Raw genomic sequence first — 24,214 nt, 5'->3', positions numbered from 1 at the left:
CGTGTTCAAGCTATTCAAGCAGGCAAAAGCGCCGAACGGCACGACCTGGAAGCGACAGTGGTCGGATAAGGGCATCGTTCTGACGCGTCGAACGGAAAGCGCAGGTGCAACGGTCGACGGCGAGTTCCTCGGCGGTTACCTCACGCAACTCACCGATGACGGTCTCGCCAACCCGGTCGAGGACGGGTTCCTGCTGGACTGGCAGTCGGTGTATGAAATCCTCGCGCGGCAAGACTACGAGCAGTTGCGCGACGGTCTTAAGATTCCACCGTTTGCCGACTTCCGTCCGTACCTGCGGAGTAGCCATTCGCTGAGCGACCGTGAGTTTGCTATTGCCATCGATGGATGGCGCATTGATGGTGGCCGCCCATTTCAAGGCACTCTCACGGGGCCAGTAATGTCGGAAGGTACCGCAGAGATGCTGATGCGCCCCGCGCACTGGACGCTCTTCAATGCGGTGGTTACGTTCTCGCGCCGAGGTGACGATGAACGCTCTGATTTGTCCAACCGCCAAGGTTGGGGACGGATTCGCAAGCTGGCGCTCGACGCCGATGCAGGACTTGACGATTTTCTCTATCGCTCGGTGGTGCTGAGTCCCGAAAAGCTCAATATAGGGCTGAGGCGGTCGGTGGATGTGGCCGACGACCACGTAGTCGAGATCGAGCCGAGCTTCGACGGCGCGCCAGACGACTGGCTCGACATGTTCGATAGAGTTCGCGACATTCGTGACCGATATGACATCACGACGCGAGAGGGAATCGTCCAGGTTCTGGTCACGCCGAAAGTCAAGACGGTGCTTCGTGAGATCAAGCGTATGCCTGGCCGGCGCGTCGCGGGCTCACGGGCACAAGCATTTTTGCTCAATCCTTACGCGGCGTTGGGCGCTGATGCCGTCGACGTCATCGAAGAGTCTCAATTCGAGCGCGCCCGGGAAGACGCAGGTCTCGACTATGAACGTTTCGTACCGACGTTCGAGCGCGACGCTGCGGGTTATCCACTGCGAGTCGGCCTGCTTGTCGAATCGGCCGTGGCAAGCGGACCGACGTCCTCGAAGACGCATTGGCTCGACGACGACCAGCTATCCAAGTTTGTGGGGGCCCTTTCCAGGTCTCTCGCGCTTGGGCACCAACTGCTCGCCTGGCAAGGCTACGACCTCGCTCTGCAGGGCGACTCGGAGCAACACCTTCAGGACTTGTCAGCTGCGCTCGCACAACGTCGCACCCCTCCAACGCTGGTCTCCTACGCGCAGGTCCATGACCTGGGAGCCTACTCCACGCGCATCGAATCGATCGGAATCGAGAAGCCGTACCATTCCCCATACATCGCGAAGAAGGATGAAGGTGAAGGGTGGTTTCCCGAGAACATCCTGCCCGTCATCGTTTATCGTCCAAAAGACGGTGGCGATCCGGTAGCCGTACCTACCAACAAGCTGGCCATTGAGAAACTGAAGGACGACGTACGGGAAGCCGAAGCGAAGGGCTTAGCGAAGATCGATGTCCCTTGGGTCAAGGACGCGATCTCGCTGTCGGATGCGAAAGAAATCGTCTCAACGTTCGGAAGGCTCTTCTCCGATTTGGAATCGGGAAAGCCGTTCGACCCAGAAGATCAACGCAAAAAACCCAGTACACAGAACGCAAGGAAGCAACTTGTTCTGCGCGCGAATATTCAGGCACTCGAATACGAGGAGTTGCGTCGGGAGGCGCTACAGTCGGTACCCGCAAGTCCGAAGCTTCCGCAAAGCATTCGCCCGGGCTTCGCTTTGCTGCCGCACCAACAGACAGGCCTCGCCTGGATGCAGCATCTCTTCTCTCTGCAAACCGAATATCAGGTTCGCGGCGCTATCCTTGCCGACGACATGGGCCTAGGCAAGACTTTCCAATTGCTGGCGCTCATGGCCTGGTTGCTCGAGATCGACGCCAATATCGATCCCATGCTGGTGGTCGCGCCTGTCTCATTGCTGGAAAACTGGGCCGAGGAAGCCGACAAGTTTTTTGAGCCGGGTACATTGCCCTTGTTGACTGCTTATGGCGATTACCTTGCCGAGTTTCGCGTTCCGCGCAATCAGATCGATCAACGTCTGCAGACGGAGGACGGTCTGGTCAAGTTTCTGAGGCCTGATTGGGTTGGCAACGCCAAGGTGGTTTTGACCACGTACGAAACATTGCGCGACCTGGAGTTTTCGTTCGCCGCGCAAAAGTGGTCGATGATGGTGTGTGACGAGGCTCAGCGAATCAAGAACCCGGCCGCAATGGTGACCAGGGCCGCGAAGAAGCAGAACGCGGCCTTCAGAATTGCCTGCACTGGGACACCGGTGGAAAACACATTGGCTGATATGTGGTGTCTCTTCGACTACGTGCAGCCGGGTCTGCTGGGCGCACTGAACGATTTCGGTGAGCGCTACCGCAAGCCAATTGAAGCGAAGACGGATGAAGAAAAGTCCCGCGTCGAAGAACTGCGCGCCCGCATTTCACCGCAGATTCTCCGGCGCCTGAAGACTGAAGTCGATACAGGACTTCCTCCGAAAATCGTGGTCGAAGAGTGTCGGCGGCTCCCGATCTCTGGTGCTCAGCGCAAGCTTTACGCAAAAGCGGTGGATGGTTTCAAAAGGCGCAAGGAACCCGACCATACCACGCCGTTCAAGAATCATCTAGGACTGCTTCATTATCTCAGGCTAGTGTGTACCGACCCGAGAGCGCATGGTCTAAGCGTGTTCAAACCTGAGCCAATAAGGGAATATCGCGCGAAATCTCCAAAGCTCGATTGGCTGCTCAAGCAGCTTTCCGAGGTTAGGGCGAAGGGCGAGAAGGCAATCGTCTTTTGCGAGTTCCGGGAAATCCAGCGACTTTTGCAGCACTACATCGAAGCGGAGTTTAGCTATCGTCCCGACATCATCAACGGGGACACGAGTGCTTCATCGTCTCACGTCGCCAGTCGGCAGAAAAGAATCAAAGCTTTCCAAGAAGCGCCGGGATTCGGTGTCCTGGTGCTTTCGCCGGTGGCCGTTGGATTCGGCGTGAATATTCAGGCCGCGAACCATGTTGTTCACTACTCACGCACTTGGAATCCGGCCAAGGAAGATCAGGCGACCGACCGCGCTTACCGCATCAATCAGAGGAAGCCGGTGTACGTCTACTATCCAACTATCTGGGCGGACGATTTCACGACGTTCGACGTCAAGCTTGACCAACTGCTTGCCCACAAACGAGGGCTATCAGAGGACATGTTGAACGGTGCCGGGGACGTGGCGCCGGGGGACTTCAACGTCGCAGACGTGGTGCCGCGTTCACAGACGAGTGACCTGGATGAACGCATCACTCTAAATATGGCGCTTCGTATGGGATGGCAGCATTTCGAATGTCTTGTCGGCGTACTCTGGAGTAAGCGTGGATTCCACTGCTACCGGACGCCGGGCACGAATGATAACGGTGTAGACGTCGTGGCAATCGACGGCGCACGAGGCCAGCTCATTCAGGCCAAAACCAGTGGAACTGATGGTACGAAACTTGGCTGGGACGCGGTGAAAGAAGTGGTGGCCGGTGAAGCCTTCTACCGGCGTAGGCACCCGAACGTCTCGTTCGAAAAGGTCTGCGTCACAAATCAGTTCTTCAATGCGCAAGCGCGAGAGAACGCCAAGCTGCATTCTGTTGACCTACTTGACCAGACAGATCTTTCCGACATGCTTCAGACGTACGAAACGACAATGCTCGAGGTCGAACGGATGCTTTTCGTCGAATGGCAAACGGTGGACCTCGCTAATTAACCAGTGGGATGACGATGAACAGACTCGCTGCTGATTGGCATAACCGCTGTCGCGCGCTACCTCGCCGTGGTCTACGGCCGTTGACGACATATGTCACCGACTTTTAGCAGTGGCACAACTTGGACGCGCGCGGCATGGTCGCACTAGCTTGGGCCGATGCGAGTGCGCCAGAGCCCGCGTTCGTGACAAGCGGACATCATCACAAACGCATCCCGCATGTCGTGACTGCAATCGCGCGATGCTGCGAATGCGTGACGCCCGCGGATACGCGAAGCCCGTTGCAGAGATGGTCGTGTCTCGCCCGTTCCAGTGACTGACGTCCGGCTTCTGTCTGCCGAGTTTTCCATTGCCCCCCTTTGCACCATCTCGCCGCATTGCGATTGTCTTTGTGGCCGCTATGGTGAGGACAGCGGCAGTCGGGGCGTATGCTGATTGGGTCAAGTCTGATGGGCACCAGGGATAACCAGACTTACCTGTATGAAATGGAGGGTTGGAAATACCTTGTGACGTTTGGTTAATAAGCGGTCCGAAGCGAGATGCTAGTGCGTCCAGCGCCCTGTACGTTGAATTGCCCTCAATGTGGGGGGAAACCTACATTTGCCCCGCATAGCGATGTCCTGATCCCTAGTCTGCGCATGAAATATCTTGGCCCCCGCTGTTGCACGCGGAAATTACGGCGGCTTGAAGCGACGCCGTCCGAACAGTTGTCGGGCAAGTTGAAGGACGTCATCACGCAATAGGGCGAGCGCCTCCGACAACGTCGGTTCCCTTCTAATTATCAATCATCTTGTCAACCAACATGCATCCTGAACAGGATTTCAATCGACTGTACACCGACATCTCTGCAAGCATCGCAGGTGCCATCGTCGACATCGCTGAACTGAATGTCGAGCACGAACAAGGGAAGCAGGAAATCGGCAACATGCTGCAACGGCTACGCAGGATTCAAGCGCGCTTCGACCGGCAGCTGGCCGATCTCCAGCAATTCGCGGAGTGGGACAAATTCACGCTCGCCTTCTTCGGTGAGACGAATGCCGGTAAAAGCACCATCATCGAGTCCCTGCGCATTCTCTTCAACGAAGAATCGCGCGAGCAACTGCTGCGCGAACAGGCCTACGACGTCGCGCGTTTGGAACAGGCGCTTGAGCACCACGTCGAGCAGGTCCGGCAAAACATGGACCGCGTTTGCAGCGACTATGCGGCGGAAATTGCCGACATCAGGCAAAGCGCAGCAGCGCTCGCTGGCATGGTGAAAGCGGAATCGTCGGCGCGTGTGCGACGCAAGGTCTGGCTGGGTGTACTTGGCGGCGTTGTCGCAGGGTGCACGCTCACTGTGCCGCTCACACTTGTGCTTCGAGGCCTGCTATGACCACGGCTAGCGGAGAAACTGAGGCGCTCTATGAAGACGGGATCCGCACCGCACCCTCATGCGCGCCTGCGACCGTAAACGCTACGCGCGCGCCACTATTCCGCAGTCGCTCTGCCACCGACGCGGTAGACAGTCTGGTTAATGCGTCGCTCTCGGCGTTCCATGAGGCGGTGGTCGCGCTAGAAGCGAGTCGGCTGGCCGCGCCGCGCGTGGATGGCCAGATTATCGGCACCGGCGAGGCGGACTTTACCAAAGGCAATACAGTCTATCAGCTGAATCACAAGGGCAAGACCTTCCAGTTGCTCGACGTGCCCGGCATCGAGGGCGACGAGGACCGCTACACGAAGATGGTAGAGGAAGCGGTCGCGAAGGCGCACCTCGTCGTCTACGTCAACGGCACGAACAAGAAGCCCGAGAAAGCCACTGCCGAAAAGATCCGCTCGTATCTGCGCTGGGGCACGCAGGTATATCCGCTCGTGAACGTCCGCGGAAACGCCGATTCCTACGAGTTTGAAAGCGATCGAGAGTCGCTGGAATCGCATGGCGGCGCGCTCGCCGCGCTTGAGCAGACCGTCGGCGTGCTCGATACCGTGCTTCCCGAGGGTGTGCTACTGCCCGGCAACTGCGTGCAGGGGCTGATCGGCTTTGCTTCGCTCGCGGTGAACAGCGCAACCGGCAGGACCACCATTCACCCAACGCGAGACAAGGATCTCGTCATCCAGCAACGCAATTTCCGCAAGCATTTTGCTTCGTACGAGGCGATGTTCGAGTTCAGCCAGCTTGGTGTTATCGCGAAACTGGTTGATGCGAAGCTGCCCACTTTCCGCGAAGATATTATCGAAAGCAACAAGGTGAAAGTGCGCCAATTGTTGGGGGCGAACATTGCGGAACTGCAAACCGCGCTCGCGGATCATCGGCGCTTCGTGAAAGACATGTCGGGGAGTTTCAAGGACTGTCGTGACCTGGTCGAGACATCGTTGAGCATCTTTGAGCGACTGCTGGCCAATGGATTATCCAACCGCTGGTCCGACTTCTTCAACGCGCTTAGCGAGCGTGCCGACACGATCGTTGAGAAAAATTACGGCGAGAACGAGGTCATTGCGTCGGAGCTCAAGCGTGCGTCCGCGGCTCTACTGATCAATGTGGGCGAGGATTTACAGAAGCACCTTGCAACCTTGCTCGAAGAGCTTCACGAGCGTGCCCGCGACGCCATGCAGCGATTGATTGTCGACGTTCAGCGCCTGCAGTTCCTGCAAGACAAGAAGCTCGAGGCTGACGGCCGCGCTGCGGCGTTCCGGGTCGAGCAGCTGGACATGAGCCAGAGCCTCAAGGAGTGGCGCGGCATTGCGTTAAATATCGCTTCGTATGCCGTCACAGGCGCAACCATCGGTTCGGCATTTCCTGTCATCGGCACCTTGATCGGTGGGATTGCCGGTGCTGCCATCGGCGCACTCATGAGCGTGGTCGGGGTCTTCATCAGCAAGGAAAAACGTATCCGCAAGGCCCAAGCGCAGGTGCAGAACCAGATCGAAGATCTGCGTAGTAAGGTCATGAGTAAGCTCTCAGGCGAAGTGGCAAGAATCGCCGGCCCGATTCGCAGGGAAATGGGGAATTCTGTGCTTGCACAGGTCGATGCGCTGCATGCAAAACTCGTGCGCCCACTCGTCGTCATTGAACAGCAGATTGCCGCGATGTCAAACATCAAAACTCGACTCGAAAACATGCCCTATGGAACAATTCAAGCAATTCAGCGTTGATAAGGACGCTGCCGTCGGCAAGTTGAACCAGTTGCGCGAACTCCTCGTGGAGCTAGGTGAATTGGGGCTGGACGTGCATCAAGATCTGGACAAGATCGGCTCCGCCTTGGCATCGATCGAAAGCGACGTGTTGCGTATTGCGCTGCTCGGTGCGTTTTCAGATGGCAAAACGAGCGTCGTCGCCGCATGGCTCGGGCGCATCATGAGCGACATGAAGATCGACATGGACGAATCTTCCGACCGGCTCGCCGTGTACAGACCGGAGGGGCTGCCGGGAGAATGCGAAATCGTCGATACGCCGGGACTCTTCGGCGACAAGGAGAAGACACTCAACGGCCAAACGGCGATGTATGAGGATTTGACGCGCCGCTATATTTCAGAGGCGCACCTGATTCTGTACGTGGTCGATGCCACAAATCCGCTCAAGGAAAGCCATGGAGAGATAGCCAAATGGGTTTTGCGTGACCTCAACAAGCTCACTTCCACGGTCTTTGTCATCAATAAAATGGACGAGGTGACGGACCTGACCGAACACTCGCTTTATACGGAACAGGCCACGATCAAGCGGGACAATCTCAAGTCGAAGCTGCAACGTGTGGCGGCTCTTTCGCCGGACGAGTCGGCGCGGCTCAACATCGTGTGCGTGGCCGCGAATCCGAATGGCCGCGGTCTCGATTTCTGGTTCGGCAAGCCGGAGCACTACGAAAGCCGCTCACGCATCAATGATCTCAAGGCGACAACAAGCCAGATCCTAAAGGACAACGTGCCTGCGATACTAATTGCGAAAACGGGCTTCGACGTCGTGCGCGACGTCGTTGCGCAGAAGCTTGGCGCGGCTCAGGTGCAACTCGGCGAACTCGCGATCTATGCGAAGCAGAATCAGGAGGAGTCGGAGCGTATCAAGAGCGATATTAACCGCGGCCGCGCGGATGTCAATCGGCTTGGTGGCGAGCTTGGGAAGGAATTGCAGGCGATGGAAAAGCAGCTGCTAAACAAGTTGCGCCCCTTGTCGCTTGAGGACATTCGCGGCTATCTAGAAGACGAGATCGGCTATACGCAAGACGGCATTGGCTACAAGCTGAATCTGAATATTAAGACGGCGGTCGATCGCTTTTTCGAACAGTCTTCAGCCGTCACGAATCGCATTTCAGTTGAGATCAGTCGCCAACTCGACAAGAGCGAAAGTTTCGTCGAAGCGATGAGCGAGGGTGTACTTCAATCGGCCAGCGGCGTGCTCAAGGGCATCTCGAAGATTAATCCGAGCGTCATCAAAGGCACGATTTTCGCTGCCCGCGACCTGCTGGGCCAGCTCACTGGTATCGCCATCAGGTTCAAGCCGTGGCAGGCCACGAAGTTTGCCGGCGCCATCGCAACCTGGGCTGGTCCTGCGGGCGGTGCTATTTCGCTGGGAGTCGATGTGTACAAGATGTACAAGAGTCACGAATCGGAGGCCGAACTCAAGCAGATCAAGGACGAGATTGGCGACGTCATTACCAGCACCTTCAAGGATATCTACGATCTCCTAGCCGACAACGAAAGAATGCTCGACTTCTTCGCGCCGCAACTGCGCGAGTTCCAGCGCATCATTACGACCATGAGTGATAGCGCCAGAGCCATTCAGGAGAGTCACGAAAAGTTCGGTCAGATCGAACGGCGACTGCGAATGCTCGGCTGAGGGTAGGAGTACGGCGTTTGGTCCGCGCTACCTTCGTTACTGACGCGTTCGCTCAGGAAGTAGATTCGTGGAGAGGTGATGTCAGCTTGTTGCTGCCATGAAGTCATCGTATTCCGCATGTCTGAAGATCCTCACATGGAAGCTTTTTCGCAAACACGACGGAAAGTCGCGGGGTCGCGGCAATTCCTCATTCGTTGTCATCGCGCCGTGCGTTATTTTGGCTGATCCGACAAACGCAGTGAACCGATCGCACGTTTCAAAGTAGTGAAGTCTTGAATGCATGTAGCAGTGTCGACGACAACAAAGCGAAGGTTTATTGCCTTGAGGGTCTTGCGAGCTTTTAAACCCTTCGAAATCTTGCCATTGACGGATATGGCAACGCCGGCCCGTTTGAAAGCGCGGTTTCAAACGGGCTGAGGAAGCATACACTTGAGACCGCCCTTCTTCAGCCATCCCGAGCATATGACCATTCTGTTGGCGGACTGAATTGATTGCGTGGTCGCCTCCACACGTCGAGGTCGGGCGTCCGTTTTGTGTACGAGGTCGGTGTCCGCCATATTCTAATGTCTCGAACGAGCGATTCTTAAACCCATCACACCGGCACCCGGTCCGAGTTGCCTCAACTAAGTATCGCTGGAAATAGATCTTCTTTTGGCGATGAGCTGTCGCGCCGATCCGGGCAATTCGGATGCCGACGCGTAGCGAGTCCCTTGGCTCAGGCGACGCACCAGATCAATCGTTTGATCTGCCTGCAGTGTGGCAGCACAAGCTTGAGCGCGTCGAGCCTCATGTTTCGGAGCCCCTCCTACTGCCCCTACGACACCGATCCATGTAGGCCAGTCGACGCAAGTTTGTCGCCCAGTAGCAAAACTGTGGCGCCAGTAGCAAATTACTTCGGCACCCTACGGTTCGCACCCCCCTCAAACATCAATATTCCCCGCCCGCAACGCATTGCTCTCGATAAACGCCCGACGCGGCTCCACATCATCGCCCATCAGCGTCGTAAAGATGCCATCCGCAGCGATCGCGTCTTCGATCTGCACGCGCAGCAGACGCCGCACGTTCGGATCCATCGTCGTTTCCCAAAGCTGCTCGGGATTCATCTCCCCGAGCCCCTTATAGCGCTGCTTCGACACGTTGCGTTCCGCGTCCGCGATCAGCCACTTCATCGCGCTCTTGAAATCCGACACGGCCATCGACCGTTCGCCGCGCTTGATCAACGCGCCTTCGCCGATCAAGCCCTTGAACGTATCCGCCGTCGAAACCAGTTGCTTATAGTCAGCGGTCAGTTGCAGGTCTTCGTCGAACACGGAAACCTTAACGTTGCCGTGGTGGCGCCGCTTGATGTGCAGCGAGCGCACTTCGCGCACCTGATCGTAGGCCGTCTCCACCGTCACTTCCGGCTTCAGCGGATCGGCACGCAGGCGCGCTTCCAGCGCCTTCGCCGATGCCGCCGCCGCTTCTTCCGTCGACAGGTCGATCACGACACCATCCATCACGGCTTCGAGCGCGGCCGCGTCGTAGATGCGGCTGATGCGATCCACCACCGCCTGCGCCAGCAGGTACGCACGCGCCAGTTCGCCGAGCGCATCGCCCGAAATCGGGTCCGCGCCTTCGTTCGGAATCAGTTCGGAACCCTGTAGAGCGAGCTTCAGCATGTGCTGGTTGAGCTCGTGCGCATCCTTCATATACCGTTCGTCCTTGCCCGCCTTGATCTTGTAGAGCGGCGGCTGCGCGATGTAGATATACCCGCGCTCGACGATCTCCGGCATCTGCCGGTAGAAGAACGTCAGCAAGAGCGTGCGAATGTGCGCGCCGTCCACGTCCGCATCGGTCATGATGATGATGCGGTGATAGCGCAGCTTGTCGAGGTTGTAATCGTCCTTGCCGATGCCGCAGCCGAGCGCCGTCACGAGCGTCACGATCTGTTCCGACGAGATCAGCTTGTCGAAGCGCGCCTTCTCCACGTTCAGCACCTTGCCGCGCAGAGGAAGAATCGCCTGGAACTTGCGGTCGCGTCCCTGCTTGGCCGACCCGCCCGCCGAGTCGCCCTCGACGATATAAATCTCCGACTTCGACGGGTCCTTCTCCTGGCAGTCCGCGAGCTTGCCCGGCAGGCCGATGCCGTCGAGCACGCCCTTGCGCCGCGTCATCTCGCGCGCCTTGCGGGCCGCGTCGCGCGCACGCGCGGCATCGACGATCTTGCTCGTGATGATCTTCGCGTCGTTCGGCGTTTCCTGCAGATAATCTTCCAGCGCCTTCGCGACGATTTCCTCGACCGGCGCGCGCACTTCCGACGACACCAGCTTGTCCTTCGTCTGCGAACTGAACTTCGGCTCCGGCACCTTCACAGAGAGCACGCACGACAAGCCTTCGCGCATGTCGTCGCCGGTGGTCTCCACCTTCGCCTTCTTCGCGATGTCGTTGTCCGTAATGTACTTGTTGATGACGCGCGTCATCGCGGCGCGCAGGCCGGTCAGGTGCGTGCCGCCGTCGCGCTGCGGGATGTTGTTCGTGAAGCAGAGCACGCTTTCGTTGAAGCTGTCGTTCCACTGCATGGCCACTTCGACGGTCACGTTCTCGCGCTCGCCGGTCGCGTGGAACACGGTCGGATGCAGCACCTGCTTCTGCTTGTTGATGTATTCGACGAAGCCCTTCACGCCGCCCGCGAACGCAAAGTCGTCTTCCTTGCCGGTGCGCAGGTCCGTCAGGCGGATACGCACGCCGTTGTTCAGGAAGGACAGCTCGCGCATGCGCTTGGCGAGAATGTCGTAGTGGAACTCGACATTGCCGAAGATCGTCGCATCGGCCAGGAAGTGGACTTCCGTGCCGCGCTTTTCGGTATCGCCGACCACAGGCATCGGCGAATACTGCACGCCGTCTTCCTCGACGATCTCGCGGTTCTGCACCACGCCGCGCGCGAATTCCATGAAGTGCTTCTTGCCGTCGCGGCGCACCGTGAGGCGCAGCCATTCCGACAGCGCGTTCACGCACGAGACGCCCACGCCGTGCAGGCCGCCCGACACCTTGTAGCTGTTCTGATCGAACTTGCCGCCCGCGTGCAGTTCCGTCATCACGATTTCGGCGGCGCTGCGCTTCGGGTCGTGCTTGTCGTCGCGCTTCAGGCCCGTGGGCACGCCGCGGCCGTTGTCCGTCACGGAGATGGAGTTGTCCGCGTGAATCGTCACGTGAATGTCGTCGCAGTAGCCGGCCAGCGCCTCGTCGATGGAGTTGTCCAGCACTTCGAACACGAGGTGATGCAGACCGGTGCCATCCGACGTATCGCCGATATACATGCCCGGACGCTTGCGCACCGCCTCCAGCCCTTCGAGGATCTGAATGGAGGATGCGCCGTAGCTGTTGTCGGGTTGCGAATGTGTGTTTTCAGTCATGGATTTCTTCCGGTTCTGCGTCACTGCTTCGACACTACTTCGATAACTGCTCGTAAATGCTCGAACTTTTCAAAACACCTTAAAAACGCCAAAGGGGCGCGCCGCCCCTTGGAGTGTGATCGGTGTCGTACGCGTCAGATGCGCATCGGCATCACCACGTATTTGAATTCCTCGTTCTCCGGAATGGTGATCAGCGCGCTGGAATTCGCGTCGCCGAGCGCCACCTGAAGCGTGTCGACCTTCAGATTCGCGAGCACGTCGAGCAGATACGTGACGTTGAATCCGATATCGACGGTATCGCCCTGATACGCGATTTCGAGTTCTTCCTGCGCTTCTTCCTGGTCCGCGTTCGTGGACATGATTTTGAGCTGGCCAGGTTCGACGAGGCAGCGCACGCCCTTGAACTTGTCGGACGTGAGAATGGCCGCGCGTTGGAGGGACCGCTGCAACTCTTCGCGGCCGATCTCGAACGTGTTCTTGTGCGACTTCGGAATCACGCGCTGGAAGTCGGGGAACTTGCCTTCGACCAGCTTCGACACCAGTTCCACCTGGCCGAACGTGAACTTCACCTGCGTCGCGGCGATGTCGATCTTCAGCGTGTCGTCGATGTCTTCCAGTAGGCGCTGCAATTCGAGAATGGTCTTGCGCGGAATGATGACTTCCTGACGCGGGAACGCGCCTTCGATCTTCATGGACGAGAACGCGAGGCGGTGGCCGTCGGTGGCGACTGCCATCAGCTGATCGCCGTCCACTACCAGCAGCATGCCGTTCAGGTAGTAGCGGATGTCCTGCTGGGCCATCGCGAAATACACCATGCCGAGCAGCTGGCGGAACGTCTTTTGGGGAACCGACAGGCTCGCGCCGAAGTCAGTAGCCTGGTTGACCGTGGGGAACTCGTCCGCGGCGAGCGTCTGCAAGTTGAAGCGGCTCTTGCCCGAGCGCACGGTGAGGCGCTTGTCGGAGAGGTCGAGCGCGACTTCGCCGGCGGGCATGGCGCGCAGGATGTCGAGCAGCTTGCGCGCGGCGACGGTGGTGGCGACCTGATCGCCGCCGACGCCGAAATCGGCGCGCGTGGTGATCTGGAGTTCGAGGTCCGTCGAAAGGAACGACACGTCCGCGCCGTTCTTGGTGATGAGCAGATTGGCGAGGATAGGCAACGTATGGCGGCGTTCTACGATACCGCTCACGGTTTGCAGCGGCCTTAGAAGATTATCTCGTTCGGTCTTGACCAGTTGCATAGAGTTCCTTCATTGATGTGACGGCCTGTCCGGGCGGTTCGCCACCGTAGCGCCACCGTTCGCCCGCCGGACAACCTCGTAACACGCGTTGCCGGCCCCCCGCCGGTCACTCGCGAAAGCTTGCGCTTCAGAACCGTCCAGGCCAGCGGACGGCAAACCTGTATTGTGCCTGAAAACAGCACGGCTCCCTAGAAATTGGGGGCGTTTTCGCCAATAAACAGGCCCGCACGCGCAACAATCGACGCCTGCTGCCGCGCGCCGCCCGGCGGCTTCATCAGCCCTTCAGCGTCTGTTCCAGCACGTGCAGTTCGTGGTTCAGCTGCGCGTCGTTGCCGCGCTCGGCGGCGATCTTGCGCACCGCGTGCAGCACGGTCGTGTGGTCGCGGCCGCCGAACAGTTCGCCGATTTCCGGCAGGCTTTTCTGCGTCAGTTCCTTCGCCAGATACATGGCGATCTGACGCGGACGCGCGATATTGGCCGGCCGCTTTTTCGAGTACATGTCGGCGACCTTGATGTTGTAGAAATCCGCGACCGTCTTCTGGATGTTCTCGACCGAGATTTGCCGGTTCTGCACCGTCAACAGGTCTTTGAGCGCCTCTTTGGTCAGCTCGATGGTGATGTCGCGGCCGTGGAACTTCGAGTACGCCAGAATCTTGCGCAGCGCGCCTTCGAGTTCGCGCACGTTCGAGCGCAAATGCTTCGCGACGAAGAACGCCACGTCTTCCGACAGGCTCACGCCTTCGGAAATCGCCTTGCGCATCAGAATGGCGACGCGCATTTCCAGTTCCGGCGGCTCGATCGCGACCGTCAAGCCTGAGTCGAAGCGCGAGATCAGGCGATCGTCGATGCCCGAGATCTCCTTCGGATACGTGTCGCTTGTGATGATGACCTGCGCCTTGTTGGCGACGAGCGCCTCGAACGCATAGAAGAATTCCTCCTGCGTGCGCGACTTGCCCGAGAAGAACTGAATATCGTCGATCAGCAGCAGGTCGAGCGAGTGGTAGTAGCGCTTGAAGTCGTCGAACGCCTTGCGCTGGTACGCCTTCACCACGTCGGACACGTACTGTTCCGCATGAATGTAACGGATGCGCGCGCCGGCCTTGTCCATCAGCAGTTGATTGCCGATGGCGTGAATCAGGTGCGTCTTGCCGAGGCCCACGCCGCCATACAGAAAGAGCGGGTTGTAAGAGATGCCCGGGTTGTCCGCGACCTGAATGGCGGCCGCGCGGGCAAGCTGGTTCGCCTTACCGGTCACGAAGTTGTCGAACGTGAGCACCGGATTGAGCTTCGAACGTTCGTAGGCGGAATCGGTTTCACCGCCCGCCGAGGGCGGGCCGCCCGGCCGCCACGTGCGCCGTCCAGCGGCGGCTTCGTTGGCGTCGAGGCTCGGAAGGTCGAGATCGACCTGTTCTTCCTGCGTGGCCTGCGCCTGCTGCGCGGCTTCGGCCGCGAGCGCGTTGACGTGCGCCGTCGCGTTCGCGTGCGCCACCACCGAAGGCGCGGCGGGGGCGGCGGCCGGCGCGGGCGGACGCGGCGGCGTGACGCTCACGCGCGGCGCAGCGTTGGGCGCGCCGCCGACGGCGCTGCGGGCGGTCGCTTTCGGATCGAGAACGAATTGCACGTCGATGGGCGCGCTGAAAAACTCGCGCGCCACGTCGGCGATGCGTCCGGAAAACTGGCTCTTCACCCAGTCGAGCTTGAAGCGGTTCGGCGCGGCGATGCGCAGCGTGCTCGCGTCGGCATCGAAGTCGACCGGGGTCAGCGGCTTGATCCACGTGACGTACTGCTGAGGCGTGAGCTCGCGCTCCAGCAGTGCGGAACAGTGTTCCCAGAAATCGTTCATCGAGTGCGGTCGTTATGGTTGCTGCGCGCCACCTGCGGCCATGCTTGCCGAACGCGTCCGATGACATACGATCGGTCGGCAAGTCCCGGCACGGCCAAGCAGGCATGCTCCGGAGGCTTACGCCGCAAGGGTTTGCGGGCGAACGGCGGGCCGAAGCAGCGGGCGGATATTTGGGAGTAAGGCGAGATTCTAACGCCAAACCCTCGCGGCGCGCGAGTTATCCACAGGGTCAAATCACCGCGCCGAAAGAGGCCGAAAGAGCCGGGTTGCACCGGCGATGGGCGCTAAACTATTGACGGTCAATAGGAAAACGGTTTAAATAGCGGGTTCCGCGAAAACAGAATTCCTGAACCTCCGGCCATCGTGCTTGCAGTGACCACACTGGAGCCAAGCCCGCGCGGTCAATCAACTCAAGTGAGAGCACCATGAAACGTACTTACCAACCTTCCGTGACGCGCCGCAAGCGCACCCATGGCTTCCGCGTTCGCATGAAGACCGCCGGCGGCCGCAAGGTCATCAACGCTCGCCGCGCGAAGGGCCGCAAGCGCCTGGCCATCTAATACAGATCGGTGCTGCTCGCAGCCGCGTCGCGTTCGGAGACGGACGCATCGGAAGGTGGCGAGCCGCTTGCCGAGCGCCGCACAGAAGTCTTGAAACAGGACATCGTCGAGTTGCCGGCGTCGGCCGCGTTCCCCAAGGCCGCAAGGCTGCTGAAAACGGATGAGTTCTCATCCGTTTTTCGTTTGCGCCCCTGGCGGCGTTCGCCGCACTTCGTGCTGTACGGCAAACCCACGGGCAACGAAGCGCGGCTCGGGCTCGTCATCGGCAAGAAGCAGGCGCCGCGCGCCGTCACGCGCAATCTGATCAAGCGGCTTGCGCGCGAGGCGTTCCGGCTGCGTCGCGAAGAGCTGCGCGGATTCGACATCCTCGTGCGGCTGCACGCGAAAATCGACCGCAAGGCGATGCCGAGCGCCAGTTCGCCGCCGCTCCGCGAACTGTGCCGCGGCGAACTGGAAGTACTTTTCGACCGTGCCGTGCGCGAAGCAGCGCGCCGCGTGGCCGAACCCGTGGCGGCGCCGCCTCCGGCGCCCGCCGTCGACGATTCATCCGGCCCTTCCGGGTCATGAAGCGCGGCAGCGACGGTTTGTCTTCCACGGCAGACCGAACGCGCAGCGCGAAGCTTATGCAAACGGCACTCATCGCGTTGTTGCGCTTCTACAAGGTTGCGATCAGCCCCCTGCTCGGCAACCGGTGCCGCTTTTACCCTTCCTGTTCCGACTACGCGCGCGAGGCAATCCAGTATCATGGCGCCGCGCATGGCACGTATCTCGCCGCAAAACGGCTCTGCCGCTGCCATCCCTTTTCGGCGGGCGGCGTCGATCTCGTGCCGACACCGTCCCGTGGCTCCGGTTCTCCATCCGCTTCCAATCAGGCGGATAGCCCGGCTGCAGGTTCCGCCCAAGAAAAGCATTCACCACTAAACGGCGCAAATGCGCTTACCGATCGACACTGAGACAACGCATGGATATCAAACGCACCGTCCTATGGGTCATCTTCTTCGTGTCAGTTGTCATGCTGTTCGACAACTGGCAGCGCGACCATGGGCGCCCGTCGATGTTCTTCCCGAGCGCGACGCAGCCGGCCAAGACCGCCAGCAATCCGGCACCGGGCTCGGCTACGCCGGGCGCGCAGCCGTCCGAACTGACGAACGCGCCGGCAGGCGCTGCGCCGGGCACCTCGACGCCGCCCGCCACGGCGGCTTCGCAGCTCGTCAAGTTCACGACGGACGTGTATTCCGGTGAGATCGACACGCGTGGCGGCACGCTCTCGAAGCTCTCGCTGCTGAAAGAAGGCGACGGCAAGCAGCCCGACCTCTACATCACGCTCTTCGATCACACCGCGAACCACACGTACCTCGCGCGCACGGGCCTGCTCGGCGGCGACTTCCCGAATCACAACGACGTCTTCACGGCGGTGCCGGGCCAGACGTCGCTGTCGGGGGACGCAAAGACGCTGACGCTCGCGTTCGAGTCGCCGGTCAAGGGCGGCGTGAAGGTCGTGAAGACCTACACGTTCACGCGCGGCAGCTACGTGATCAACGTGGATACGAAGATCGAGAACGTCGGCAATGCGCCGGTCACGCCGAAGCTCTACATGGAACTCGTGCGCGACAACACGCCGGTCGAGACGCCGCGCTTCTCGCACACGTTCATCGGGCCGGCTGTCTATACCGATCAGAAGCACTTCCAGAAGATCGATTTCAGCGACATCGACAAGAACAAGGCCACGTTCGAGCCGTCCGCGAACAACGGCTGGATCGCGATGGTGCAGCATTACTTCGCGTCGGCGTGGATTCCGAAGGAAGGCGCGCAGCGCGACATTTACGTCCAGAAGATCGATCCGGACCTGTACCGCGTGGGCGTGCAGCAGCCGGTGCAGACCATCGCGCCGGGACAAAGCGTGACGGTCGATGCGCGTCTTTTCGCCGGTCCGGAAGAAGAGCGCATGCTGGAAGGCATCGCGCCGGGTCTGGAACTGGTGAAGGACTACGGCATGGTGACGATCATCGCCAAGCCGCTTTTCTGGCTGCTCGAAAAAATTCACGGTTTCGTCGGCAACTGGGGCTGGGCGATCGTGCTCTTGACGCTGCTGATCAAGGCGGTGTTTTTCCCGCTGTCGGCGGCGAGCTACAAGTCGATGGCGCGCATGAAGGAAATCACGCCGCGCATGCAGCAGATTCGCGAACGCTTCAAGAGCGATCCGCAGAAGATGAACGCGCAGTTGATGGAGCTGTACAAGACCGAGAAGGTGAATCCGTTCGGCGGCTGTCTGCCGGTGGTGATTCAGATTCCGGTGTTCATCTCGCTGTACTGGGTGCTGCTGTCGTCGGTGGAAATGCGCGGCGCGCCGTGGATCGGCTGGATTCACGATCTGTCGCAGCAAGACCCGTATTTCATTCTGCCGGTGCTGATGGCGGTGTCGATGTTCCTTCAAACGAAGCTGAACCCGACGCCGCCTGACCCCGTGCAAGCCAAGATGATGATGTTCATGCCGATCGCGTTCTCGGTCATGTTCTTCTTCTTCCCGGCGGGTCTCGTGCTGTATTACGTGGTGAATAACGTGCTGTCGATCGCGCAGCAGTACTACATCACGCGGATGATGGGACAGCGTAAGAAGAAGGTGGCTTGAGGTTTTTGGCTGCTCATTTGGATGGGGAGACGCCCGGCTTTGCCGGGCGTTTTTTTTGCGCTGCCTTGACCGCTTACCGCACCGCTTCTTTCACGACTGCTTCATCCCTTGCGATGCGCTGCCGGAAAGATGGTCGCTGAGTCGTTCATCTAGCCGGTTCAGCTTGGCCAGAACGAGGTACGCGGCGGCCGTTGCCTCACGAATATCGCGACGAAATGCGTCCTCCTGCTCATAGCTTTGAAACGACGGTACGGTTTCAGCCGCCTCCAGCCGAGTCGAAACATATGGCGTGATGTCCTCACCGTTCAACAGCATCGTTCCCCGGTGGCCGAGGAGCATGCTCAACGACGTCCGATTCTTTCCCCGCGGCATCGTCTTTGCATCGAACCAGTTTTTTACGGTCGTAGGCGTTACGCTCGCGTCCGGGTCCGCATGCGCGAGTGCGTGAACGAGGTCGTCCGGATGTCCGACGCGGAAGAGCTTCTGCTTGAAATAGGGAACGTCACGCTGGATGGTGTCGGCCACGTCTGCGACCAGCAGCCGTAAGCCGCGCGCGAAAGCCTGTTTTGTACGATTGGTCGCCATGCAGGTAGTGTCGTGGACATTCCAATCCGCGTCTCCAAACTCGAATTTGCGATCTCGAATTCGAGTTTGTATCCATAGCGGGACGGAGCCGAGGCCCTTGCGCTGCAAGCCTTCCCGCCCTCAACGGCGCAAGATAAATCTCGCGGATCAGAACTGAAAAATTTCGTCGCAGCCAGCGCGCCCTACCGCTTCATCGCCCCATAAAACTGGTCGATGAGCTCTTCCAGCAAATACCGATGATGCGGCGACAGCGCCTCGATCTTCGACGCAAGCTCCAGCGTGTCCTCGGACGCCGGGTACCTTTCGTCGCGCGCGAGCGGTTTGGGCGCGGTCTGCACGCCGCCGCTCGGCGGCGGACCGTAATGCAGCCAGTGGAGATCCACCTTCAGCCATTCAGCGAGCGTCTGGAGTTTGTCGCTCGTGGGAATGGAGCGCCCGGTGAGCCACTTATGCGCGGTTTGCGGAGATACCGGCTCGCCCTGGTACCGCAAGTTGAATTTGTTTGCGAGATCAGTCGCGCCCCGCAGCTTCTCGGGCGAGCGGGTCATGGAAAATTTGAGCCGTTCTGAGAAATCGGCCTTCTCTTGCTGTGTTGGCATGCGTTCAATTGTGCAAGGCAATTGCTGCCTACACGTCAACCAATTGCGCTAGATCTGGCGCGCGTCGGACGTCGTTTATCCTGTTCGAGTAATCGCCTATCTGCCTGATGTCAGCTATATCGGCGCCCCGAGACCAGTTCTGACAAGCACCGGCCGTTGATCCGCAGTGGCCGGTGCTGCACACAGCGAACCGTAACCGTATCTTGTTTAAGATAATGCAAGAATTATCCTAGCGAATCGGATCAAGAACCGCGCGATACAATGCCGGCTCCTTCCGACGCCTCCGCTCCCACCGCCGCCATGTTGACCAACGACACCGATCCCATCGTCGCTATCGCCACCGCGCCGGGGCGTGGCGGAATCGGCGTCGTGCGGCTTTCGTTCGGGCGGGCGGGCGAGGCGGCCGCGCAGCAGGCGATGCAGGCGCTCTGCGGCCAGCCGCTCACGCCGCGCCACGCGAGCTACGCGCCGTTCATCGACGGCAAGGGCGAAGCGCTCGACCGCGGCATTGCCCTGTACTTTCCCGCGCCGCATTCGTACACGGGCGAGCACGTGTTGGAATTGCAGGGCCACGGCGGGCCGATCGTGCTCCAGCTGGTGCTGCAACGGGCGATCGAGGCGGGACGCGACTTCGGCCTGCGACTCGCCGAGCCGGGCGAGTTCACGCGCCGCGCGTTTCTCAACGACAAGCTGGATCTCGCCCAGGCGGAAGCCGTCGCCGACCTGATCGAAGCGAGCACGGAAGCCGCCGCGCGTTCAGCCGGCCGCTCCTTAGAAGGGGCGTTCTCGCGCGAAATTCACGCGCTCGTCGAGGACGTGATCACGCTGCGCATGCTGGTCGAGGCGACGCTCGATTTCCCGGAAGAAGAGATCGACTTTCTCGAAGCCGCCGACGCGCGCGGCAAGCTCACCCGCATCCGCGAACGGCTGGATCGCGTGTTGGCGGATGCCCGGCAGGGCGCGCTCCTGCGCGAAGGCATGTCGGTCGTGTTGGCGGGGCAGCCGAACGTTGGGAAATCGTCGCTATTGAATGCGCTCGCCGGTGCCGAACTGGCAATCGTCACGCCGATTGCGGGCACCACGCGCGACAAGGTCGCCCAGACGATTCAGGTCGAGGGCATCCCGCTGCATATCATCGACACCGCCGGCTTGCGCGAGACCGAAGACGAAGTGGAGCGCATCGGCATCGAGCGCACGTGGGGCGAGATCGAGCGCGCGGACGTTGTGCTCCATTTGCTCGACGCTCGCACCGGGGTGACTGTTGACGACGAATCGATTGCTGCACGCTTTCCGCAGGGCGTGCCGGTCGTCCGCGTGCTGAACAAGACTGATCTCGCGGGCGCGCCGGCCGCCGTGCGCGACGGCGACGACCAAGCGCGCGAAGTGAACCTGTCCGCCAAGACGGGCGACGGCATCGCGTTGCTGCGCGAGCAGTTGTTGAAAATCGCCGGTTGGCAGGCGGGCGCCGAAAGCATCTACCTCGCGCGCGAACGGCACCTCACTGCGCTACGCGAAGCGCGCGAGCATCTTGCGCTCGCCGCGGATCACGCGAGCCATCAATCGCAGGTGCTCGACCTCTTCGCCGAGGAATTGCGGCTCGCGCAGGACAGCCTGAACGCGATCACCGGCGAATTCACTTCCGACGATCTGCTCGGCGTCATCTTCAGCCGCTTCTGCATCGGGAAGTAGCGTCGTCAGGCCGCGCGCGGCGGCCCCAAATCACGCAATTCGGCCGTGAGCTTTTCGGCTTCCTCGGGCCGTCCGTGAAATGCCGCCGGCGTGTTTTGAAACATCTCGATCGCGTACGCTCCGTCGCAAAGGGAAAGCACGAGCGTCTGCACGGCATTGAAGCGCGGATCGAGCGCGTCTTGTCCCCGCGGCCACATGCCCGCCACCGCGCGCAGCAACAGCGTCTGCCCGGCCGCCATGCGCCTGACCTCGCGCACCTTCGCGACAAAAAGCGGCGTGGGATGCGCCGTGAAAATCGGTGTCAATTGCGCCTCAATGCAGGCCCGACCGTCGATGGCGCTGCCGTCGAAGCCGACGAGGCTGCCTCGCTCCGCAAAGCGCCCGGCCATAGCGGCGGCGTCCTGCCGGTTCCAGTCGTTGAGCAGCGCAAAATACACGCGCCGCGCGCTGGCGGTCCAGTCGTCGATGCCGTTCATGCTGCCCTCTTCCAGGCCGCAGCGAACACGCCCGCGCCCATCAGCAACGCGCCGCCGGTGCGGTTCACGGCGCGCTGCACCGAAGTCTTGCGGATCGCGCGGCGCGCTCCCGATGCGAGCAGCGCATAGGCGAACGCGTTCGCCGCCGCAATGCCGACGAACGTGGCTTCCAGAATGGCGATCTGCGAGACGGACGCCGCGTGCGGATCCACGAACTGCGGCACGAAGGCGACGAAGAAAATGATGCTTTTCGGATTGAGCGTGGTGACCGCGTACGCGTGCGCCAGTATGCGGCTCGTGCGCAGTTCGCCGGCCGGCTTGACGGCATCCGTATCGACGACCGGCGCGCGCCACAGCTTCACGCCGAGATAGAACAAGTAAGCAGCGCCGATCCACTTCACAGCCATAAAAAGCTCTGCCGATGCCGCGAGCACCACGCCGAGACCGAGCATCGAAGCAGTCATGGCCGTGAGGTCGCCGAGCGCGACGCCGAGCGTCGTGGCGAGGGCAAATTTGCGGCCGTGGCCGAGCGCGTACGAGACGACGAGCAGCACTGTCGGCCCGGGAATCGCCACGAGAATCGCCGAAGCGATTGCAAACGGCAGCCATTGAGCGAGCGTCATTCCGAGTTCTCCTAGAGTAATGCCGTCGATTTATCCACGAACCGGCGTGCGTGACAATAGGCCCTTCGGCTAGCTTCCGCTACCGGCCATCGACTGCTAGGCGCGTGTCGCGGCGCGACAGGAATCGCTTCTGCGACGCACCAAAAGCGCAACGAGACAAATCGTCGCACCGACCCTCTCCTTCGAAGGATTTATTTTCGCTTTCGCCAATTAATCGGCCGTTCGTCGTAAAAGGGAGCGCAGGTAATCTCCGGGATAAAAACTGCGACATTGCGTCTTGTTGCGATCGCACACAACATATGCTTGCAACGCGACACCGCTCATTTAGCATGAGTTCACGGAACGGGTTTTATATACGTTGCTAATGTCGCGGCTTGAGTCCGGAGGCTCTATTCATGAAGAAACGCGCCAGTGCTGTCTTCGCCGTGGTGGGCTTGGTTGTCGCGGTTTCCGCGGCATACGCGCAGGACAACGCGATCCAGCCGCAGCAGACGTTCAAATTCAGGCCCAACTCGTACGGCTGCTTGTCGAAAGATAAATTCGATTCAGCGGACCAGCACGCGAGAGCCGGCGAACATCAGCAAATGCAGCAGTTCTTCGAAGGCTACGAGTGCATATCGACGCCGGTGAATTCGCATTTTCGCGTGCTGCGCGTGGTCGGCCACGACATCGAATTCGTGAATGCCGCCAATAGCGACACGCAAGGCATGTGGACCGCCGATCGCTTTATCGATCAATAAGCGATCGTATTCGAGCGCGCTGTACGAACGGCGCGGTCGCCCGCTCGGGTGGCCGCGCAATCCGCACTTCCAATTCCACATCGATTCGCCGCACAATGTCGGGCTCAGCGCGTCCGATGTGCGGCTTTTGCCGCTGCGCCGTGCCGCTTTCTAACATCCAATGAATCGCCGGCCGCGAGCGCCGGTGTCATCGCTGCATGGCTCTAAAATCCACCATCTACAAGGCCGATCTCCAGATCGCCGACATGGACCGTCATTACTATGGCGACCACTCCTTGACCATCGCGCGGCATCCGTCCGAGACGGACGAACGCATGATGATTCGCGTCGCGGCGTTCGGTCTGTTCGCCGACGAGCGACTCGAATTCTGCAAGGGCCTCTCGGATACCGACGAACCCGATCTCTGGCAAAAGGACCTCACCGGACAGATCGAGCTGTGGATCGAGGCGGGTCAGCCGGACGAACGACGCATTGCGAAGGCGAGCGGTCGCGCGGATCGGGTGGTCGTGATCGCGTATGCGGGAAAGACGGCGGACATCTGGTGGCAGGGCGTGCGCGCGAAGGTCGAGCGCCTGCAGAACGTGACGGTGTGGTCGCTCGCGGACGGCGTGGCGGAAGCGCTCGGCAAACTGGCCGAACGGACGATGCGCCTGCAACTGACGGTGCAGGATGGCGAGGCGTCGCTTGGCAGCGCGACGGTCGATCCGGTGGCGATTCGCTGGAATGTGCTGAAGGCGCCGGTCGCGTGAGCGTCAGGCTTCCGGCGGCCCTTTGAGCTCGATCATGTTGCCTTCGGGATCGAACAGATAGAGCGACGGGCCGAAGCCCTCGGCGCCGTACCGCCGTGCCTCTTCGCCGATGCGCGCGCCGTGCGTCTCGAGATGAACGCGCAGCGCGGCGGCATCGAAGGGTTCGACGCGCAGGCACAGGTGATCCATGTTGCGGCCCGCGCCCGGCTGACCGCTTTCGGGGCGGTCGATGGATGCGCCGACGGCAAGCAGATCGATCAGCGAGCGGCCGGCGCGCATCTGCACGAGACCGATATCGCGCTGCTCTTTTTCCACCGCGCAGCCGAGCGCGGTGCGGTAGAAGTGGATCATCGCGTCGAGGTCGATGCAGCGGATTACGACGTGATCGATTTCGCGGATGTGGATGGGCATGGTGCGCTGCTCGCTCGCGGGGTTATTGAGGAGCAGTGTATGCGGGATGTGGTTTGGGGGGGACGCAGAAAAGACAAAGGGCTCGGTGTGTACCGAGCCCTTTGGAATTCGTGGTGGAG

Annotated in this window: 19 protein-coding genes; 11 read left to right on the top strand and 8 right to left on the bottom strand. The window is 60.3% G+C overall.

Translation table 11 applies throughout. The features are described 5' to 3' along the window. Position 1 precedes the first annotated feature (1 nt). The 4 genes from NCR35_RS01530 (at position 2) to NCR35_RS01515 (ending at position 8,561) form a co-directional block, all read left to right on the top strand. Positions 2-3,760: an SNF2-related protein gene (locus tag NCR35_RS01530; RefSeq protein WP_250532755.1), complete on the top strand. Its 3,759-nt coding sequence runs from the start codon at positions 2-4 to the stop codon at positions 3,758-3,760. 799 nt (positions 3,761-4,559) lie between these two features. Further along, positions 4,560-5,129, top strand: coding sequence for an ATP-binding protein (locus NCR35_RS01525; RefSeq protein WP_250532754.1), 570 nt, complete (start codon positions 4,560-4,562; stop codon positions 5,127-5,129). Then, positions 5,126-6,886 (top strand): AAA family ATPase, encoded by a 1,761-nt coding sequence (locus tag NCR35_RS01520; RefSeq protein ID WP_250532752.1) that lies wholly within the window; start codon positions 5,126-5,128, stop codon positions 6,884-6,886. Before NCR35_RS01525 ends, NCR35_RS01520 begins: the two co-directional genes overlap by 4 nt. Beyond that, the gene (locus NCR35_RS01515; protein ID WP_250532751.1) at positions 6,858-8,561 is read left to right on the top strand and encodes a LeoA/HP0731 family dynamin-like GTPase; all 1,704 of its coding nucleotides are present in this window, start codon (positions 6,858-6,860) and stop codon (positions 8,559-8,561) included. The genes NCR35_RS01520 and NCR35_RS01515 overlap by 29 nt, the downstream gene beginning before the upstream one ends. A 920-nt stretch (positions 8,562-9,481) precedes the next feature. Here the strand turns inward: NCR35_RS01515 and gyrB are convergent. The 3 genes from gyrB to dnaA form a co-directional block, all read right to left on the bottom strand. Then, entirely contained in the window at positions 9,482-11,953 is a 2,472-nt protein-coding gene (gene gyrB / locus NCR35_RS01510) for a DNA topoisomerase (ATP-hydrolyzing) subunit B (RefSeq protein ID WP_250532750.1), read from the bottom strand. 134 nt (positions 11,954-12,087) lie between these two features. Continuing rightward, the gene (gene dnaN / locus NCR35_RS01505) at positions 12,088-13,191 is read right to left on the bottom strand and encodes a DNA polymerase III subunit beta (RefSeq protein ID WP_244847616.1); all 1,104 of its coding nucleotides are present in this window, start codon (positions 13,189-13,191) and stop codon (positions 12,088-12,090) included. Between the two features lie 274 nt (positions 13,192-13,465). Continuing rightward, the gene (gene dnaA / locus NCR35_RS01500; protein WP_244847615.1) at positions 13,466-15,034 is read right to left on the bottom strand and encodes a chromosomal replication initiator protein DnaA; all 1,569 of its coding nucleotides are present in this window, start codon (positions 15,032-15,034) and stop codon (positions 13,466-13,468) included. A gap of 425 nt (positions 15,035-15,459) precedes the next feature. On the opposite strand from dnaA, the gene rpmH reads away from it, so the two are divergent. From rpmH to yidC, 4 genes are all read left to right on the top strand, one after another. Then, entirely contained in the window at positions 15,460-15,594 is a 135-nt protein-coding gene (gene rpmH / locus NCR35_RS01495) for a 50S ribosomal protein L34 (RefSeq protein ID WP_004198824.1), read from the top strand. A gap of 90 nt (positions 15,595-15,684) precedes the next feature. Beyond that, a complete protein-coding gene (gene rnpA, locus NCR35_RS01490; protein ID WP_250532749.1) occupies positions 15,685-16,161 on the top strand; it encodes a ribonuclease P protein component in 477 nt (158 codons plus the stop codon). Between the two features lie 56 nt (positions 16,162-16,217). Next, the gene (gene yidD / locus NCR35_RS01485; RefSeq protein ID WP_250532748.1) at positions 16,218-16,547 is read left to right on the top strand and encodes a membrane protein insertion efficiency factor YidD; all 330 of its coding nucleotides are present in this window, start codon (positions 16,218-16,220) and stop codon (positions 16,545-16,547) included. An 8-nt stretch (positions 16,548-16,555) separates the two neighbouring features. Beyond that, entirely contained in the window at positions 16,556-18,223 is a 1,668-nt protein-coding gene (yidC, locus tag NCR35_RS01480) for a membrane protein insertase YidC (RefSeq protein WP_206467306.1), read from the top strand. A gap of 90 nt (positions 18,224-18,313) precedes the next feature. Here the strand turns inward: yidC and NCR35_RS01475 are convergent, their stop codons facing one another. Both NCR35_RS01475 and NCR35_RS01470 read right to left on the bottom strand, forming a co-directional pair. Next, the gene (locus tag NCR35_RS01475) at positions 18,314-18,808 is read right to left on the bottom strand and encodes a hypothetical protein (RefSeq protein ID WP_250532747.1); all 495 of its coding nucleotides are present in this window, start codon (positions 18,806-18,808) and stop codon (positions 18,314-18,316) included. Positions 18,809-18,990: 182 nt separating this feature from the next. Beyond that, positions 18,991-19,407 (bottom strand): transcriptional regulator, encoded by a 417-nt coding sequence (locus NCR35_RS01470; RefSeq protein ID WP_250532746.1) that lies wholly within the window; start codon positions 19,405-19,407, stop codon positions 18,991-18,993. Positions 19,408-19,707: 300 nt separating this feature from the next. On the opposite strand from NCR35_RS01470, the gene mnmE reads away from it, so the two are divergent. Next, positions 19,708-21,096, top strand: a complete 1,389-nt coding sequence (gene mnmE, locus NCR35_RS01465; protein ID WP_250532993.1) for a tRNA uridine-5-carboxymethylaminomethyl(34) synthesis GTPase MnmE — start codon at positions 19,708-19,710, stop codon at positions 21,094-21,096. A 5-nt stretch (positions 21,097-21,101) separates the two neighbouring features. Here mnmE and NCR35_RS01460 read toward each other — a convergent pair whose 3' ends face one another. Next, on the bottom strand, positions 21,102-21,572 hold the full coding sequence (locus NCR35_RS01460) for an SgcJ/EcaC family oxidoreductase (protein ID WP_250532744.1): 471 nt from the start codon (positions 21,570-21,572) through the stop codon (positions 21,102-21,104). Continuing rightward, positions 21,569-22,195, bottom strand: a complete 627-nt coding sequence (locus NCR35_RS01455) for a LysE family translocator (RefSeq protein ID WP_250532742.1) — start codon at positions 22,193-22,195, stop codon at positions 21,569-21,571. Before NCR35_RS01455 ends, NCR35_RS01460 begins: the two co-directional genes overlap by 4 nt. A gap of 395 nt (positions 22,196-22,590) precedes the next feature. Between NCR35_RS01455 and sap1 the strand changes: the two genes are divergently transcribed. Both sap1 and NCR35_RS01445 read left to right on the top strand, forming a co-directional pair. Beyond that, positions 22,591-22,935, top strand: coding sequence for a surface attachment protein Sap1 (sap1, locus tag NCR35_RS01450; RefSeq protein ID WP_250532741.1), 345 nt, complete (start codon positions 22,591-22,593; stop codon positions 22,933-22,935). Between the two features lie 197 nt (positions 22,936-23,132). Next, positions 23,133-23,684 carry a YaeQ family protein gene (locus NCR35_RS01445; protein ID WP_250532740.1) on the top strand — a complete coding sequence of 184 codons (552 nt, stop codon included), beginning with the start codon at positions 23,133-23,135 and terminating at the stop codon, positions 23,682-23,684. A 3-nt stretch (positions 23,685-23,687) separates the two neighbouring features. Here NCR35_RS01445 and NCR35_RS01440 read toward each other — a convergent pair whose 3' ends face one another. Next, positions 23,688-24,095, bottom strand: a complete 408-nt coding sequence (locus tag NCR35_RS01440; RefSeq protein ID WP_250532738.1) for a VOC family protein — start codon at positions 24,093-24,095, stop codon at positions 23,688-23,690. Positions 24,096-24,214 lie beyond the last annotated feature (119 nt).

The sequence above is a fragment of the Caballeronia sp. AZ10_KS36 genome (genome assembly GCF_023631105.1).
GTDB lineage: Bacteria > Pseudomonadota > Gammaproteobacteria > Burkholderiales > Burkholderiaceae > Caballeronia.
Note: the sequence above shows the minus strand (reverse complement) of the source record. Positions and strands in the feature narration are given on the sequence as shown.

What these genes read in the sequence shown, in the direction of transcription:
- NCR35_RS01515 (WP_250532751.1), top strand. Translation starts at nt 6,858, where the DNA reads ATGGAACAATTCAAGCAATTCAGCGTTGATAAGGACGCTGCCGTCGGC.
- gyrB (WP_250532750.1), bottom strand. Translation starts at nt 11,953, where the DNA reads ATGACTGAAAACACACATTCGCAACCCGACAACAGCTACGGCGCATCC.
- dnaN (WP_244847616.1), bottom strand. Translation starts at nt 13,191, where the DNA reads ATGCAACTGGTCAAGACCGAACGAGATAATCTTCTAAGGCCGCTGCAA.
- mnmE (WP_250532993.1), top strand. Translation starts at nt 19,708, where the DNA reads ATGTTGACCAACGACACCGATCCCATCGTCGCTATCGCCACCGCGCCG.
- NCR35_RS01470 (WP_250532746.1), bottom strand. Translation starts at nt 19,407, where the DNA reads ATGCCAACACAGCAAGAGAAGGCCGATTTCTCAGAACGGCTCAAATTT.
- NCR35_RS01440 (WP_250532738.1), bottom strand. Translation starts at nt 24,095, where the DNA reads ATGCCCATCCACATCCGCGAAATCGATCACGTCGTAATCCGCTGCATC.
- rpmH (WP_004198824.1), top strand. Translation starts at nt 15,460, where the DNA reads ATGAAACGTACTTACCAACCTTCCGTGACGCGCCGCAAGCGCACCCAT.
- yidC (WP_206467306.1), top strand. Translation starts at nt 16,556, where the DNA reads ATGGATATCAAACGCACCGTCCTATGGGTCATCTTCTTCGTGTCAGTT.
- NCR35_RS01520 (WP_250532752.1), top strand. Translation starts at nt 5,126, where the DNA reads ATGACCACGGCTAGCGGAGAAACTGAGGCGCTCTATGAAGACGGGATC.
- NCR35_RS01445 (WP_250532740.1), top strand. Translation starts at nt 23,133, where the DNA reads ATGGCTCTAAAATCCACCATCTACAAGGCCGATCTCCAGATCGCCGAC.
- NCR35_RS01455 (WP_250532742.1), bottom strand. Translation starts at nt 22,195, where the DNA reads ATGACGCTCGCTCAATGGCTGCCGTTTGCAATCGCTTCGGCGATTCTC.
- sap1 (WP_250532741.1), top strand. Translation starts at nt 22,591, where the DNA reads ATGAAGAAACGCGCCAGTGCTGTCTTCGCCGTGGTGGGCTTGGTTGTC.
- yidD (WP_250532748.1), top strand. Translation starts at nt 16,218, where the DNA reads ATGCAAACGGCACTCATCGCGTTGTTGCGCTTCTACAAGGTTGCGATC.
- dnaA (WP_244847615.1), bottom strand. Translation starts at nt 15,034, where the DNA reads ATGAACGATTTCTGGGAACACTGTTCCGCACTGCTGGAGCGCGAGCTC.
- NCR35_RS01475 (WP_250532747.1), bottom strand. Translation starts at nt 18,808, where the DNA reads ATGGCGACCAATCGTACAAAACAGGCTTTCGCGCGCGGCTTACGGCTG.
- NCR35_RS01525 (WP_250532754.1), top strand. Translation starts at nt 4,560, where the DNA reads ATGCATCCTGAACAGGATTTCAATCGACTGTACACCGACATCTCTGCA.
- NCR35_RS01460 (WP_250532744.1), bottom strand. Translation starts at nt 21,572, where the DNA reads ATGAACGGCATCGACGACTGGACCGCCAGCGCGCGGCGCGTGTATTTT.